Raw genomic sequence first — 15,727 nt, forward strand, 5'->3', positions numbered from 1 at the left:
GCGTTCAGGGCGCACTCAGTCGTCGGACTTGACCTGATAATCGCCTTCGAGCACACGTGATGAACGTGCGTTGTCTCGTGTCTGTGCACCGTCCTGCGCGCCGTTGCCGCCGGCCGGGCGGGCGTGCTCGGCACGAAAGGCTTCGGCACGCTTTTTCATGCGGTGGCGCAGAAACGGCAGCATCGCCCAGCCGACGATCAGGAAAAACAGGCCGAGCAGGGTGCCGACGATCATCATGACGCCGAACAATAACCAGGTGGCGAGCAGCTTGAGCCCGCCGGCGCCCTGGGAGGGGCGCGCCTGACGCGCCCGTTCCCGCCATTGCTGAGCCGCCTGCCAGGCGGCGTTGTGCTGTCGATCAGTCATGTTCCACTCCAGTGACCGTGAGTCCATTGCGTTCGAGGCGGATGTCGATCTCCTCATTCTGGGCGTCGTAGCCTTCGATATCCACATGCCCTTGCTCATCGACATCCAGTTCGGCAAAGCGTTGCATGCCAGCGTCTCGCGCGTTGTCCAGCGCCTGACGCAGCTCCTCGCCATTCAGGCTCCAGTCGGGCGTGGTGTCCTGGCGGCGTTTTTCATGCACCAGGCTGCCATCCCGGATCAGCATGTCGAGGTCGAGCTGCCAGCCATCGTCGCGCCAGCCTTCGACTTCCAGGCGGTTGCCGTCGTCGATGGCGATGTCGTCGTAATGCGTGACACCGTGTTCGCCGGCCGTCGCGAGCAGCGATTCGAGCTCCCCCGGCGACAGGCTGCCGTCATCGGCCATCACGGCCGTGGACAGGCCGCCGCTGAGTACCATCGGCATCATCAGCATGTGCATCGTCTTCATGATCGTCTCCTTGCGTTGGCATCGAGGCCGGCGTGATCGCGTTACGCCAGCGATGAAGCGAGCCTAGCGGCGACGACCTTGCAGTCGCCTGAAAACGATGTTCATCTTCCGTTCATGTTCAGGCGTGCCGTCGCCGGGCTGTCACGAGGTTCGTCCGGCCGGGCTGTCGCGGAGACGAGCGCCTTGTTCATGCTGTATTCATGTCGTGTCTGGCAGGGTGTGGGCATGAAACGCTTCAATGGATGTCTCAAGGCACTCATGCTGGCGGCGGTGGGAATCATGGCCTGCCAGTCACTGGTCATGGCCGATGACGATGAGTGGCGTTCGCTGCATCGCGAGGTGCAGGAGGGGCGCGTCGTGGCCCTGCCCACGGTGCTTGACTGGCTCGAGCATCGCTATGTTGGGCAAGTGCTGGAGGTCGAACTCGAACACGAGAACGAGGCGCCGCGCTACGAGATCGAAATGATCGGCCCGCAGGGGCAGGTGGTCGAATTTGAATTCGATGCCGCCAATGGCGAGCTGATCGGCATCGAAGGGGTCAATATCGAGGGGATGACGCGTCCATGAAGGTATTGCTGGTCGAGGATGATACCGCGCTGGCGCAAGCCCTCGGCGAAGCCTTCGTCGAGGCCGGACTGCTGTGGGAGCATGCCGCGAACGGCGAAGCAGCCGATTATCTGGTGCGCGTGGAAGCCTACGATGCCGTGATTCTCGATCTGGGCCTTCCCGATGGCGATGGCACCCGCTGGCTCGCCGCGTGGCGCGAAGACGGCATCGATCTGCCGGTGCTGGTACTGACGGCGCGCGAGCGCTGGTCGGACAAGGCGGCCGGCTTCTCCGCCGGGGCCGACGATTACGTCACCAAGCCCTTCGAGACGGCAGAAGTCCTGTTCCGTCTGCGTGCCCTGGTACGACGCAGCCACGGGCATGCGCATCCGATCCTCAAGCTCGGCGAGCTGGCACTGGATACGCATACCGGCAGTGTCACCCTGGCAGGCCGTCCGATCACGCTGACGGCCCAGGAATCGCGCCTGCTGGCGTATCTGCTGCATGCCGCCCCGCGCATCGTGACCCGCACCGAGCTTTCGGAGCATGTCTATGACCGGGACCACGAGCCCGACTCCAACGTCATCGATGTCCAGATCAGCCGCCTGCGTCGCAAGCTGGGCAACCAGCGCATCGAGACCCTGCGCGGCCAGGGCTATCGTCTGGTGGCGCTCGAGGAGACGCCATGAGGCGACGCGCCTGGCAACAGCGCATCGCGCGTACCTCGATCCGGGCTCGGTTGCTGATCGCCTCGCTGTTGCTGGTCATGGTCGCGTTGCCACTGGCCGGCACCGGCCTGGCCTATAACTTCCGCGATGCCGTCACCACTGCCTTCGACGATCGCCTCGAGTCATTGCTCAACGTGCTGCTGGCCGGGGCGCAGCTCGATCCCCAGAGCAATGAACTGCGCATGACGCGTTCCTTGGGCGATCCACGCTTCGAGCGCGTCTACTCGGGCTGGTACTGGCAGGTGGCGGGCGAGGAGCAGGCACTGACGTCGCGCTCGCTATGGGATCAGCGCCTGCCGACCGACGACATCCAGGGCCTGGCGGTCTCCGAAGTCGATGGGCCGCGCGGCAATCGCTTGCGAGTCATGGAACGCGACATCCGCTTGCCGGGGCATGCCGGGACGCTGCATGTCAGCGTCGCCGCTTCTCGCGAGGAGCTGGATCGCGAAGTGGCGCGTTTCGAGTGGTTGTTGGGCCTGTCGCTGCTGGCACTGGGGGCCTTGCTGCTGGTCGGCCTGGCGGTGCAGATCCGCTGGGGACTGGCGCCGCTGCGGCGCATGCACGCCAACTTGCGGGCCGTGGAGTCCGGAGACGCCGAGAGTCTGGAGACGCGTTTTCTGCCCGACGAACTGGCACGTCTGGCAGGTGCCATGAACGGTGTGCTGGAACGCGATCGGCGGCTGATCGAACGTGGCCGCCATGCCGCCGGTAATCTGGCGCATGCCCTCAAGACTCCGGTCAGCGTGCTGACGACGCTGGCGGAGCGTTTTCCAGACGAGACGCGTGACCGTGTGCAGGGCGAGCTCGGACGCATCGACGATGCCGTGCGTCACCATCTGGCACGTGCCTCGGCGACGGGGGGCGGCGTGCTGGCCGGCAAGATCGATGTCGGGAAAACCCTCGCCCCGGTGCTCGATGGCCTGACCCGGATGGGGGAGCGGCGCGGGGTTCGGCTGGACGCCGAGCTGGCGGCCGACCTCAGTGTGCGCATGGATGCCCAGGATCTTCAGGAACTGGTCGGCAACCTGCTCGAGAATGCCCTGCGCTGGGCGTCGTCGCAGGTCTCGCTGCGTTTCTATCCGCAGGGCGCGGGCGTCGCGCTGGTGATCGAAGACGACGGGCCGGGGATGAGCGAGGACCAGCGTGAGGCCGCCCTGGCACGCGGCGCGCGTCTCGACGAACGGCGCTCCGGCTCCGGCCTGGGGCTGGCGATCGTCGAGGATTTGATGACTCTCTACGGCGGTCGTCTGCAGCTCGCCGAGTCTACGCTGGGCGGACTGGCGGCGCGTGCCTGGTTACCGTCATCGCCGGTGGCGCCGAGTGTCGCCGAGTCGTGATCGCGGTGCCACTGTGCCATCGTCTCAGTTGTACGGTGCGTGCGCGGTTGCGATGATGCCTGGCATTGGCGTTCGACAGACGTGATGTTCAAGTACGTGGTCGTCCGGTAACGGGCCTTCCATCAGGAGCAGCGGCGATGGATAAATACGAACTCAAGCGCGAGCAGGCGGCGCGCGCGGCCTGGCTCTCCTACGTCGGTGGGCGCACGCAGGACGATATCGCCCGCCTGCTGGGCGTCTCGCGACCCGGGGTCCAGCGCTTGCTGGCCCTGGCGCGTCAGGAAGGGCTGGTCAAGGTACATGTCGATCATCCCATCTCCCAGTGCATGGCCATGGGCGAGGCGATTCTCACGCACTTCGGATTGGATTTCTGCGATGTGGTGCCCAGCGACCCCGAGCTGCCGGAAAGCAGTCCTCGCTTTCTCGCCCAGGCCGGCGCCGAACGGCTGGCGAGCCTTCTCGATCGTCAAGCGCCCCTGACGCTGTCGCTGGGTACCGGGCGTTCGGTGCGTGCCACCGTGGAAGCCCTGAGTCGCCTGGATCGCTCGCAGCATCGTATCGTCTCGCTGGTGGGCAATGTCGCCCGCGACGGTTCCGCCAACCGCTATGACGGGGTGATGGTCCTGGCCGACAAGACCGGGGCGGAGCGCTTCCTGCTGCCCGCGCCGGTAGTGGCCGCCTCGGTGGAAGAGAAGGAAGCGTTGCTTGCCCAGCAGCTGGTGCAGGCGGTGTTTCATATCGCCCGCGAGGCCGAAACCGGGGTCATCGGCATTGGCCGCATCGATCCGCGCGCGACCCTGTTCCAGGATCATTTCATCAGCGAGGCCGAACTCAACGAGCTGCTCGAGGCCGGTGCGGTAGGAGAACTGCTCGGCTGGCCGCTGGATATCCAGGGACGGCTCATCGACTGTCCGATCACGCGTCGCATCACCAGCCTGCCGCTCTCGGCACTGGGCGGGCAGCCGCTGATGGGCCTGGCGGGCGGGCACGACAAGGGGCCGGCCATCCTGAGCGCCCTGCGAGGCGGCTGGCTCAAGGGACTGGTGACGGACGAAGCGGCGGCTCGCTATATCGTGTCCGCATTGGGGGCTTAGGCCAAAGTCTAAGCGTGAGGGGTTTGCTTTTTTTGGCGCTGCAAATGATCATTTGAATACTCGATGAGTAGATTGATCAAAACAAATTCAATGATCTTCTCCCAGGAGCACGCCATGCGCCTTACCTACGCTCTACCCCTGGCCGGAGCCGCGACACTGGCTTCGTTCGCCGCTCACGCCGAGACCATCACCGTGGCCACGGTGAACAACAACGACATGATCATCATGCAGGGCCTGACCGACGAATTCGAAAAGGCTCACCCGGACATCGACCTGGAATGGGTGGTGCTCGAGGAAAACGTGTTGCGTCAGCGTCTGACCACCGACATCGCCACCGACGGCGGCCAGTTCGATGTCATGACCATCGGGACGTACGAGGTGCCGATCTGGGCCAAGCAGGATTGGCTGGTCGAGCTCGACGACCTGCCCGAGAGCTACAACGAGCAGGATCTGCTCAAGCCGATCCGCGACGGCCTGAGCCAGGACGGTTCGCTCTATGCGCTGCCGTTCTACGGTGAAAGCTCGATGATGTACTACCGCACCGACCTGTTCGAGCAGGCCGGCATCGAGATGCCCGAACAGCCGACCTGGGAGCAGGTCGAGGACTGGGCGAGCCAGATCAACGATCCCGACAACGGCGTGTATGGCATCTGCCTGCGTGGCAAGCCGGGCTGGGGCGAGAACATGGCGTTCGTCAGCACCCTGGTCAATACCTTCGGCGGTCGCTGGTTCGACGAGGAATGGCATCCGGAAATCAACTCGCCGGAGTGGAAGGAAGCGGTCGGTTTCTATGTCGACCTGATGAACAACTATGGCCCGCCGGGTGCGACCTCCAACGGCTTCAACGAGAATCAGGCGCTGTTCTCCAGCGGCAAGTGCGGCATGTGGGTCGATGCCACGTCCGCTGCCGGACGTCTCTACAATCCCGACGAGTCGCAGGTCGCCGACAAGCTCGGCTTCGCCCCGGCGCCGATCGCCGAGACCCCGAAGGGCGCCAACTGGCTGTGGTCGTGGACGCTGGCGATTCCCGCCTCGTCGGATGCCAAGGACGCCGCCAGGACCTTCATTACCTGGGCGACCTCGCAGGACTACATCGAGCTGGTAGGGGAAACCGAAGGCTGGACCAGTGTGCCGCCGGGCACCCGTGAGTCCACCTACGAGAATCCCAAGTACCAGGAAGCTGCGCCGTTCGCCGACTTCGTGCTCAACGCCATCCAGACCGCCGATCCCACCGATTCGACGCTCAAGCCGAGTCCCTACATCGGCGTGCAGACCGTCAACATCCCCGAGTTCCAGGCGGTAGGCACCCAGGTGGGACAGATGATCGGGGCTGCACTTGCCGGTCAACAGTCCGTCGATGCCGCGCTCGACCAGGCCCAGCGTTCGGTCGATCGCACCATGCGCCAGGCGGGATACTACGACTAAGCGATAGCCTCCCGCCGCGGCCGGATCGTCATGATCCGGCCGCCTTTTCCGACCTGTTTCCTTCAATGGGGCATTCCCATGCGCGAGAGAACGTCCGGACGAACCGTCGGCGGCTTCCGCAACGTGTTCCTGCAGGGACCGGCGGTGACGTTGCTGCTGCTGTGGATGCTGGTGCCACTGGGCATGACCCTGTGGTTCTCCTTCCAGCGCTATAACCTGATCAATCCCATGATTTCCGGTTTCGCCGGCTGGGATAACTATACCTATCTGCTCACCGATCCGGCCTTGTGGACGGCGATGGGCAACACCCTGCTGCTGGTCGGCTGGGTGCTGGCGATCAGCGTGATCGGCGGCACGCTGCTGGCGGTGCTCTTCCAGCAGGAGTTCTTCGGTCGCGGCATCGCCCGCCTGCTGGTGATCGCGCCGTTCTTCGTCATGCCCACGGTCGGCGCCCTGGTGTGGAAGAACATGCTGATGCACCCGGTCAACGGCGTGTTCGCCTGGCTGAGCGGCCTGCTCGGGCTGCCGGTGATCGACTGGTTCTCGTCGATGCCGCTGGCGTCGATCATCATCATCGTCGCTTGGCAGTGGATGCCGTTCGCCTTGCTGATCCTGCTCACCGCCATCCAGTCCCTGGACGATGACCAGGTCGAAGCAGCGCGCATGGACGGTGCCGGACCGCTGGCGATCTTCTGGTTCATCACCCTGCCGCACCTGAAGCGGGCGATCAGCGTGGTGATCATGATCGAGATGATCTTCCTGCTGACGATTTTCGCCGAGATATTCGTCACCACCTCGGGCGGCCCGGGGCTGGCCTCGACCAATCTGGCCTATTTCATCTACATCCGCGCGTTGCTGGACTTCGACGTGGGCGGCGCCTCGGCCGGCGGTGTCATCGCCATCATCCTGGCCAACATCGTGGCGATCTTCTTGATCCGCACCGTGGCCAAGAATCTCGAGACCTGAGGCGAGGAGCACTGCATGAATCCTACGATGACCAAGAAACTGCTGCTCACGCTGCTCGCCTGGGGCATCGCGTTGATCGTGTTCTTTCCGATCTTCTGGATGGTGCTGACCGGCTTCAAGACCGAAGGCGAGGCCGTGGCGACACCGCCGAGCCTGTTCTTCGAGCCGACCCTGGCGGGCTATCACGAAGTCATGGCGCGTGCCGACTACTTGAAGTTCGCCCTGAACAGCATCGTGATCTCGTTCGGCTCGACCCTGCTGGCGCTGATCGTGGCGATTCCCTCGGCCTATTCGATGGCCTTCCTGCCGACCAAGCGTACCCGGGGCACGTTGCTGTGGATGCTGTCCACCAAGATGCTGCCGCCGGTCGGCGTGCTGATGCCGGTGTACCTGCTGTTCCGCGACATGGGCCTGCTCGACTCCCAGCTCGGTCTGACCATCGTCTACATGCTGATGAACCTGCCGATCGTGGTGTGGATGCTGTACACCTTCTTCAAGGACATTCCCAAGGACATCCTCGAAGCAGGACGCATGGACGGCGCCGGCACCCTGCAGGAAGTGCTCTACCTGCTGTTGCCGCTGACCCTGCCGGGGATCGCGTCCACCGGATTGCTGTCGGTCATCCTGAGCTGGAACGAGGCGTTCTGGAGCCTCAACCTGACGACCTCGGATGCCGCCCCGCTGACCGCTTTCATCGCTTCCTTCTCGAGTCCCGAAGGGCTGTTCTGGGCCAAGTTGTCCGCCGCCTCGACGCTGGCCATCGCGCCGATTCTGATCTTCGGCTGGTTGACCCAGAAGCAGATGGTTCGTGGTCTCACCTTCGGCGCCGTCAAATAAGGAATTCCGCCATGGCAACGCTACAACTCAACGACATCGTCAAGGACTTCGGCGGCACCCAGGTCATCAAGGGCGTCGACCTCGAGGTCAAGGACCGCGAATTCGTGGTCTTCGTCGGCCCCTCGGGCTGCGGCAAGTCGACCCTGATGCGGATGATCGCCGGGCTCGAGAGCACCACCAGCGGCGAGATCGCCATCGACGGCCAGCGCGTCAACGAGGTCGGGCCCGCCGACCGCGGCCTGGCGATGGTCTTCCAGAGCTACGCGCTCTACCCGCACATGACCGTCGAGGACAACATGGGCTTCAGCCTGCGCCTGGCCAAGGTGCCCAGGGCCGAGCGCCGCGAGAAGGTCCTCGCCGCCGCACGCATCCTGCAGCTCGAGCCCCTGCTCGACCGCAAGCCCCGCGCACTGTCCGGCGGCCAGCGTCAGCGCGTGGCGATCGGACGGGCGATCGTGCGCAACCCCAGCATCTTCCTGTTCGACGAACCGCTGTCGAACCTGGACGCGGCGCTGCGCGTGCAGATGCGTATCGAGCTGGCCCGGCTCCACGAGGAGCTCGATGCCACCATGATCTACGTCACCCACGACCAGATCGAGGCCATGACCATGGCCGACAAGATCGTCGTGCTGCAGGACGGCGTGGTCGAGCAGATCGGCTCGCCGATGGAGCTCTACCACCACCCGCGCAACCGCTTCGTGGCCGGCTTCATCGGCTCGCCGAAGATGAACTTCCTGGAGGTCGAGGTGCGCGGCGCCGACGCCGAGGGGGTCGACGTGGCGCTGCCCGGCGGCGACTGCCGGGTGCCGGTCGCGGGCGACGGCGTCAGCGCCGGCGACACGCTGACGCTGGGCATCCGTCCCGAGCACCTGGTGCTCGACGAGGCGGGACCGCTGACGGGCCGGATCCAAGTCATCGAACGTCTCGGCGGCGTCACCTCACTGTATCTCGAGCACGGCGACAGCGAGTGGATCCTGGTCGCCGACGGCAACGTCGCGCATCGCGTGCACGACGAGGTGCGCTTCACCTTCGCCCCGGCCTGCGCGCACCTTTTCACTGCCGATGGCCTGGCCCTGGCGCACCTGACGCGCCACCCGCTGGCCGATATCGACCGCAAGGAAAATCGCGCCTCTTCGGCATCGGACGGCCGCTGATGAAGTCGCCCATGGAGGTGCTGATCTTCGACTGCGACGGCGTGCTGGTGGACAGCGAAGCCATCGCCGAGACGGTGCTGCGCGAGCGACTGGCGGCCTGGCTGCCTGACCTGGCGATCGGTGATGAATTGCGCCGGGCACTGGGCATGACTACCCAGGCGATTCTCGATCATCTGGCTGCCCGCAGCGCGCATGCCTTGCCCGATGACGCCCTCGAACGCATCGACACGGCGATCGAGGCGCGATTGGCCGAGGAGCTCAAGGCCATGGCCGGCGTGGCGGCTGCCATCGAGGCCCTCGATCTGCCGCTGGCGATCGTCTCCAACAGCCGCCGCCGTCGCGTCGTCGCCTCGCTGGCCAACACCGGGCTCGATGCGCAACTCGGCAAGGCGCCGTTGTTCACCGCCGAGCAGGTCGCGCACCCCAAGCCGGCGCCGGATGTCTACCGCCTGGCGGCGTCGCATCTCGGTGTCGCGCCTGCCGCCTGCCTCGTCATCGAGGACAGTGTCTCGGGGACCCGGGCGGCCTGTGCCGCCGGCATGACGGTGATCGGTTTCACCGGCGCCAGTCATGTCGAGCCCGGCCATGCACAACGGCTGCGCGACGCCGGCGCCTGGCAGGTGCTCACGCACATGGCGGCGCTTGGCGAGCTGGTACAGCGCTGGCGCGGCGAGCGTCACGCCGTGCGCTGAAGACCGCCGGGGGGATATGGCCGACGGCCCGAAGCTGGCGCTTCATCATGACTTCACTCGAACAAGGAACCACAGCGATGAAACTCGACAAGCGAACGGCAGTGGTGACCGGTGGCGCGCGCGGGATCGGCCTGGCGATCGTCAAGGGCTATCTGCGGGAAGGGGCGCGCGTGGCGATCGCCGATATCGACACCGACGCCGCCGAGCAGGCGGTCGCCGAGATTCGGGCCGAGGTCGACGAGGCGCCGGTGATGGCGGTGCGGCTCGACGTGGCCGACGCCGACTCGCGCCAGGCGATGATCGCGGCCGTCGAGGCGCGTTTCGGCGGTATCGACATCCTCGTCAACAATGCGGCGGTATTCGACATGGCCCCGGTGCTCGAGGTCAGCGAGGCCAGCTATGACCGGCAATTCGGCATCAACGTCAAGGGGACCTTCTTCACCCTGCAGGCGGTGGCGGCGCATATGGTCGAGCGCGGCCAGGGCGGCAAGATCATCAACATGGCCTCCCAGGCCGGGCGCCGCGGCGAGCCCCTGGTCAGCATGTACTGCGCCTCCAAGGCCGCGGTGATCAGCCTCACCCAGTCCTGCGGCCTCGCCCTGATCAAGCACCGCATCAACGTCAACGGCATCGCCCCCGGGGTGGTCGACACCCCCATGTGGGACGAGGTCGATGCCTTGTTCGCGCGCTACGAGAACCGCCCGGCCGGCGAGAAGAAGCGCCTGGTCGGCGAGGCGGTGCCCTATGGTCGCATGGGGCGTCCCGAAGACCATGTCGGCGCGGCGGTGTTCCTGGCTTCCGCCGACAGCGATTACGTGGTGGCACAGACGCTGAACGTCGATGGCGGCAACTGGATGAGCTGATCATGAGCGCAGACCTGCCTCGCTTCGATATCGTCACCGCCGGCGAGCTGCTCGCCGAATTCGTCGCCGAACGACCCGGCCAGCGCTTCGACGTGCCGGGACGTTTCCAGGGGCCGTTTCCCAGCGGTGCGCCGGCGATCTTCGCCTCCCAGGCGGCGCGCATGGGCGCGCGGGTCGCCTATGCCGGCTGCGTGGGCAGCGATGGCTTCGGCGACCTGATCCTGGATCGGCTGAGCGCCGATGGAATCGATACCGCTGCGGTGGGGCGCGATGCCGAGTATCCCACCGGCACCGCCTTCGTGCGTTATCGCGACGACGGCGACCGCGACTTCATCTTCAACCTGACGCACAGCGCAGCGGCGCGTCTCGACGTCGACGATGCCGGGCTCGAACGACTGGCGGATTGCCGGTATCTGCATGTGATGGGCTCGTCGCTGTCTTCACCCGCGGCTATTGCACTGATCGATCGGCTGGCTACACGGGTTCGCGCGCGTGGTGGCCGGATCAGTTTCGACCCCAATATTCGTGCCGAATTGATGGCCGACCCGGCGACCCGGGCGGCGGTGCTGACGCGCATCGACGATTGCAATGTCTTCCTGCCCAGCGAAGCGGACCTTGCCTGGCTCAGCCATGGCGAGCCGGAGGCCGAGACCGTGGCGAGACTGCTCGACGAACGGCGCATGTCGCTGGTGGTGCTCAAGCGTGCCGCACGCGGCAGCGAGGCCTTCACGTCGGGTCACGCGCCCCGACGCGTGGCGGCGTATCCCGTCGATGAGCACGACCCCACCGGGGCCGGCGACTGTTTCGGAGGCGCCCTGATGGCCGCGCTGGCGGCGGGCGAGTCGCTCGAGCGTGCCCTGCAGTTGGCCAGCGCCGCCGGCGCCCACGCGGTGACGCGTGTCGGTCCCATGGAGGGGTGCAGCGACCGCGCTACCCTCGACGCCCTGATTGCATCCCACGGAGGTGCCCGATGAGCGATCATCTGCTCGACCCTATCGTCACCGCCAACCGCGAAGGCAGCCGACGCGGCATCTACTCGGTGTGCTCGGCGCATCCGCTGGTGCTCGAGGCGGCGTTTCACCAGGCACTCGAGGATGGCTCGCCGCTGCTGATCGAGGCGACCTGCAACCAGGTCAATCAGGAGGGCGGCTATACCGGCCAGACGCCGGCCGATTTCCGTGATCGGGTCGCGGCGATCGCCGAGGAATGCGGGTTCGATGCCGGGCGCTTGATTCTGGGCGGGGATCACCTGGGCCCCTCGCCGTGGCAGGATCAGCCCGCCGAGACGGCGATGGCCAAGGCCGAGGCACTGGTCGCGGCCTACGCCGCAGCGGGCTTCACCAAGCTGCACCTGGACGCCAGCATGCCTTGCGCCGACGACCCGGCGGCACTCGATGACGCGCAGGTCGCAGCGCGTGCCGCGCGGCTATGCCATGCCGCGGAGCAGGCCGTCGGCGATCGCTGCGGCGAGCTGCGCTACGTGATCGGCACCGAAGTGCCCACCCCGGGCGGTGCCCACGAACACCTCGACGGCGTGGCGGTGACCACCACCGACGACCTGGCACGTACTCTCGCCACTCATCGCGACGTGTTCGAGACCCAAGGGCTGGCGGATGCCTGGGCCCGGGTGCGCGGCGTGGTCGTCCAGCCAGGGGTCGAGTTCGGTCACAGCGAGGTGGTCGACTTCGTGCCGGACGAGGCGCGCGCGTTGAGCCGCGCCATCGCCGCCTGGCCGAACATCGTCTTCGAGGCGCACTCCACCGATTATCAGACGCCCGCTGCCTATGCCGAGCTGGTGGCCGGCCACTTCGCGATTCTCAAGGTCGGGCCGGCGCTGACCTTTGCGTTGCGCGAGGCGTTGTTCGCGCTCGAGGCCATCGCCACCGAGGCGCCGGGCATCGACGCACCGCCGCTCGCTGCCAGTCTCGAACAGGCGATGCGTGACGACCCCCGCTACTGGCAGGCCTATTACGAGGGCGATGCCGAACAGCAACGCTTCGCGCGTCGCTACAGCCTGAGCGATCGGATCCGTTATTACTGGACGCGGCCGGAGGTGGCGGCGAACGTCGAGGCGCTGTTCGACACGCTGAGCCGCCGACCGATGCCACCGACCCTGATCAGCCAATATCTGCCCGACGGCTATCGGGCGGTTCGCGAGGGGCGCCTGGCGGCCGAGCCTCGCGCGCTGGTGCGCCAGCACATCCAGCAGGTGCTCGCGGCCTATGCCCGGGCCTGCCTGCCCGAATCACGTTGAACGGCGGGAGCGAGGCGATGCGTCAACTGCACTTCGATTTCAGCGGTAGCGTGGTGTTGATCACCGGGGCGGCCAACGGCATCGGCAAACAGCTCGCCGAGCGGTTCGCGGCAGGCGGCGCCCATCTGGTGCTGGCCGACCGCAGCGAGGCGGTCGAGGCGGTCGCCCGGGCACTCGGCGACACCCACCTGGCCGCGGTGCTCGATGTCAGCGAGGAAGATGCCGTCGAGGCGATGGTCACCCAGGCCATCGAGCGCTTCGGCCACATCGACGTGCTGGTCAACAATGCCGGCATCGGCCCGCTGGCGCCCGCCGAGTCGATGGAGGCCGCGCTCTGGGATGCCACCCAGGCGGTCAACCTGCGCGGCGTGTTCCTGTGTTGTCGCGCGGTGGGACGGCGCATGCGCGAGCGCGGCTACGGACGCATCGTCAATCTTGCCTCGCAGGCGGCCAGCGTCGGCCTGGAAGGGCACCTGGCCTACTGTGCCAGCAAGTCCGGCGTGCTGGGGCTGACGCGTACCCTGGCGCTGGAATGGGGGCCGCACGGAGTGACCGCCAACGCGGTGTCGCCGACGGTCGTCGACACCGAATTGGGACGCTATGGCTGGGCCGGGGAGAAGGGCGAGCGCATGAAGGCGCTGATTCCCACCCGGCGTTTCGCCACCCCCGACGAGATCGCCGACAGCATATTGTTCCTGGCCGCCCGCGAGTCGGCGATGATCAACGGCGCCGACCTGCGGGTGGACGGCGGTTACACCGCGTGCTGACGAGGGACGGGAGCCATGACGGATACCTCTGCCAACGCCGATGACGCGCTCATGATGACGCCGACGCTCGAGGCCATGGCCGAGCGGTTGCTGACGCATGCCTCGCCGGAGCGTCGCACCCTGGTGGCCATCGCCGGCCCGCCGGCGGCGGGCAAGTCGACGCTCACCCAGCGGCTCTGCGAGCGGCTCAATGTCCTGCAGCCGGGTGTGGCGGCCATCGTCCCCATGGACGGATATCACCTCGACAACGCGGTGCTCGCGCCCCAGGGCCGGCTGGACATCAAGGGCGCGCCGGAAACCTTCGATGTCGCGGGGCTGCTCAGCGACCTGACACGCCTGCGTCGCGACGACGGCGTGGTGGCCGTACCGGTATTCGATCGCCCGCTTGACCTGGCACGCGCCGGCGGCCGCCTGATCCTGCCCGAGCATCGCCTGGTGCTGGTCGAGGGCAATTACCTGTTGCTGGAGGCTCCGCCCTGGCGCGAGCTGCAAGCCTTGTTCGACCTGTCGGTGTTCATCGACGTGCCCGATAGCGTGCTGGTCGAGCGTCTGCTGTGCCGCTGGCGAGACATGGGGCAGGACCCGGCCGGCGCGCGGGCACGCACCCATGACAAGGACATGCTCAACGCACGGCTGGTCAACGATCGCTCGGCGGCGCCGGACTGGCGCTGGCAATTTCACGCTGCTATTCGACACTCGCTCGGCCCCAAGGAGTCTTCCCATGACTGAACTGACCAACGCTACCCTGGCGCGTCTCGATGCCGCCGTCGCCACGCCGAGCTACGACCGCTCGCAGCTCACCCCGGGCATCGTCCATATCGGCGTGGGCGGGTTTCATCGGGCTCATCAGGCGATGTATCTCGATGCGCTGATGAATCGGGGCGAGGCGCTCGACTGGGCCATCATCGGTGTCGGCGTGATGCCCGGCGATACGCGCATGCGCGATGCCCTGGCCGCGCAGGATCATCTGTACACGCTGGTGGTCAAGCACCCCGATGGTCGCTATGAACCGCGAGTGATCGGCTCGCTCATCGATTATCTCTTCGCGCCCGACGATCCCGAGGCGGTCATCGAGGCCATGAGCGATCCCGCGATTCGCATCGTCTCCCTGACGGTCACCGAAGGGGGCTACAACATCGATCCCGCCAATGGCGAATACGATCTCGCGACCCCCGATGTGCGCCATGACCTGGCCTCGCCCCAGACGCCACGCACCACCTTCGGGCTGGTCATCGCGGCGCTCCAGCGGCGGCGCGAACGGGGCATCGCACCGTTCACGGTGATGTCGTGCGACAACATCGAAGGCAATGGCGATGTCGCCCGCAAGATGTTCACCGCCCATGCCCGGGCGCTGGATGCCGAATTGGGCGCCTGGGTGGAAGCCGAGGTCAGCTTCCCCAACGCCATGGTCGATCGCATCACGCCGGTGACGACCCCGGCCGATTGTCAGGCGCTGGCGAAACGCTTCGGCGTGGAAGACCAGTGGCCGGTGGTCTGCGAACCGTTCACCCAATGGGTGCTCGAGGACCATTTCTCGCTCGGCCGCCCGCCCTACGAACGGGTCGGCGTGCAGATGGTCGAGGATGTCGTGCCCTATGAGCTGATGAAACTGCGCCTGCTCAACGCCAGCCATCAGGCGTTGACCTACTTCGGCTATCTCGCCGGCTATCGCTATGCCCACGAAGTGTGCCAAGACCCGCTGTTCGTCGAGTTCCTGCTCGATTACATGCGACTCGAGGCCACGCCGACCCTGTCGCCGGTACCGGGCGTCGACCTGGCCGACTACCGGCAGACGCTGATCGAGCGTTTCGCCAACCCCGAGATCAAGGACACCCTGGCACGCCTGTGTGCCGAGAGTTCCGACCGCATCCCCAAATGGTTGCTGCCGGTGATTCGCGAGCAGCTCGCGCGCGGTGGCGATATTCACCGCAGTGCCGCCGTGGTCGCCAGCTGGGCGCGTTACGCCGAGGGCGTCGACGAGCAGGGTGAGCCCATCGAGGTGGTCGATCGGCTCAAGGAGCGCTTGATGGCGGTTGCTAGCAAGAATCGCGAGCACCCCACGGCATTCATCGAGCAGACCGCGCTGTTCGGCGAGCTGGCACGCGACGCGCGTTTCCGCGATGCTTACCTGCATGCGCTGCATGGCCTGCACACCGCAGGCGCGCGTGCGACACTGCACGAGGTGGTCGAGGGGCGTATGGCGTCACGCGACTAGGCAGCGGATACTCGAGG

Annotated in this window: 17 protein-coding genes; 15 read left to right on the forward strand and 2 right to left on the reverse strand. The window is 66.3% G+C overall.

What is annotated here, in order from left to right; genetic code table 11:
- Positions 1-15: 15 nt before the first annotated feature.
- Positions 16-366, reverse strand: coding sequence for a hypothetical protein (locus CSAL_RS03250; RefSeq protein ID WP_035414534.1), 351 nt, complete (start codon positions 364-366; stop codon positions 16-18).
- Entirely contained in the window at positions 359-832 is a 474-nt protein-coding gene (locus CSAL_RS03255; protein WP_011505936.1) for a hypothetical protein, read from the reverse strand. Before CSAL_RS03255 ends, CSAL_RS03250 begins: the two co-directional genes overlap by 8 nt.
- Positions 833-1,057: 225 nt before the next feature.
- Between CSAL_RS03255 and CSAL_RS03260 the strand changes: the two genes are divergently transcribed.
- The 15 genes from CSAL_RS03260 to CSAL_RS03330 all read left to right on the forward strand — a co-directional run bounded on the left by CSAL_RS03260 (position 1,058) and on the right by CSAL_RS03330 (position 15,710).
- A complete protein-coding gene (locus CSAL_RS03260) occupies positions 1,058-1,399 on the forward strand; it encodes a PepSY domain-containing protein (protein ID WP_011505937.1) in 342 nt (113 codons plus the stop codon).
- The gene (locus tag CSAL_RS03265) at positions 1,396-2,067 is read left to right on the forward strand and encodes a winged helix-turn-helix domain-containing protein (protein WP_011505938.1); all 672 of its coding nucleotides are present in this window, start codon (positions 1,396-1,398) and stop codon (positions 2,065-2,067) included. The genes CSAL_RS03260 and CSAL_RS03265 overlap by 4 nt, the downstream gene beginning before the upstream one ends.
- On the forward strand, positions 2,064-3,443 hold the full coding sequence (locus tag CSAL_RS03270; protein ID WP_011505939.1) for a sensor histidine kinase: 1,380 nt from the start codon (positions 2,064-2,066) through the stop codon (positions 3,441-3,443). Before CSAL_RS03265 ends, CSAL_RS03270 begins: the two co-directional genes overlap by 4 nt.
- A 137-nt stretch (positions 3,444-3,580) precedes the next feature.
- Positions 3,581-4,537: a sugar-binding transcriptional regulator gene (locus CSAL_RS03275; protein WP_011505940.1), complete on the forward strand. Its 957-nt coding sequence runs from the start codon at positions 3,581-3,583 to the stop codon at positions 4,535-4,537.
- A 114-nt stretch (positions 4,538-4,651) separates the two neighbouring features.
- Complete coding sequence (locus tag CSAL_RS03280; RefSeq protein WP_011505941.1) at positions 4,652-5,962, forward strand: ABC transporter substrate-binding protein; 1,311 nt, start codon at positions 4,652-4,654, stop codon at positions 5,960-5,962.
- A 78-nt stretch (positions 5,963-6,040) separates the two neighbouring features.
- Positions 6,041-6,928, forward strand: a complete 888-nt coding sequence (locus CSAL_RS03285) for a carbohydrate ABC transporter permease (protein ID WP_011505942.1) — start codon at positions 6,041-6,043, stop codon at positions 6,926-6,928.
- 15 nt (positions 6,929-6,943) lie between these two features.
- The gene (locus CSAL_RS03290) at positions 6,944-7,765 is read left to right on the forward strand and encodes a carbohydrate ABC transporter permease (protein WP_011505943.1); all 822 of its coding nucleotides are present in this window, start codon (positions 6,944-6,946) and stop codon (positions 7,763-7,765) included.
- Between the two features lie 11 nt (positions 7,766-7,776).
- Entirely contained in the window at positions 7,777-8,919 is a 1,143-nt protein-coding gene (locus CSAL_RS03295) for an ABC transporter ATP-binding protein (protein WP_011505944.1), read from the forward strand.
- Positions 8,919-9,611: an HAD family hydrolase gene (locus tag CSAL_RS03300; RefSeq protein ID WP_011505945.1), complete on the forward strand. Its 693-nt coding sequence runs from the start codon at positions 8,919-8,921 to the stop codon at positions 9,609-9,611. Before CSAL_RS03295 ends, CSAL_RS03300 begins: the two co-directional genes overlap by 1 nt.
- Before the next feature lie 77 nt (positions 9,612-9,688).
- A complete protein-coding gene (locus CSAL_RS03305) occupies positions 9,689-10,474 on the forward strand; it encodes an L-iditol 2-dehydrogenase (RefSeq protein ID WP_011505946.1) in 786 nt (261 codons plus the stop codon).
- Between the two features lie 2 nt (positions 10,475-10,476).
- Positions 10,477-11,448 carry a sugar kinase gene (locus tag CSAL_RS03310; RefSeq protein WP_011505947.1) on the forward strand — a complete coding sequence of 324 codons (972 nt, stop codon included), beginning with the start codon at positions 10,477-10,479 and terminating at the stop codon, positions 11,446-11,448.
- Positions 11,445-12,728: a D-tagatose-bisphosphate aldolase, class II, non-catalytic subunit gene (locus tag CSAL_RS03315; RefSeq protein WP_011505948.1), complete on the forward strand. Its 1,284-nt coding sequence runs from the start codon at positions 11,445-11,447 to the stop codon at positions 12,726-12,728. The genes CSAL_RS03310 and CSAL_RS03315 overlap by 4 nt, the downstream gene beginning before the upstream one ends.
- Before the next feature lie 17 nt (positions 12,729-12,745).
- Positions 12,746-13,495, forward strand: a complete 750-nt coding sequence (locus CSAL_RS03320; RefSeq protein WP_011505949.1) for an SDR family oxidoreductase — start codon at positions 12,746-12,748, stop codon at positions 13,493-13,495.
- Positions 13,496-13,510: 15 nt separating this feature from the next.
- Positions 13,511-14,224 carry a nucleoside triphosphate hydrolase gene (locus CSAL_RS03325; protein WP_011505950.1) on the forward strand — a complete coding sequence of 238 codons (714 nt, stop codon included), beginning with the start codon at positions 13,511-13,513 and terminating at the stop codon, positions 14,222-14,224.
- Entirely contained in the window at positions 14,217-15,710 is a 1,494-nt protein-coding gene (locus CSAL_RS03330) for a mannitol dehydrogenase family protein (protein WP_011505951.1), read from the forward strand. The genes CSAL_RS03325 and CSAL_RS03330 overlap by 8 nt, the downstream gene beginning before the upstream one ends.
- Positions 15,711-15,727: the final 17 nt, after the last annotated feature.

This window comes from Chromohalobacter israelensis DSM 3043 (genome assembly GCF_000055785.1).
Classification (GTDB): Bacteria; Pseudomonadota; Gammaproteobacteria; order Pseudomonadales; family Halomonadaceae; genus Chromohalobacter; species Chromohalobacter israelensis.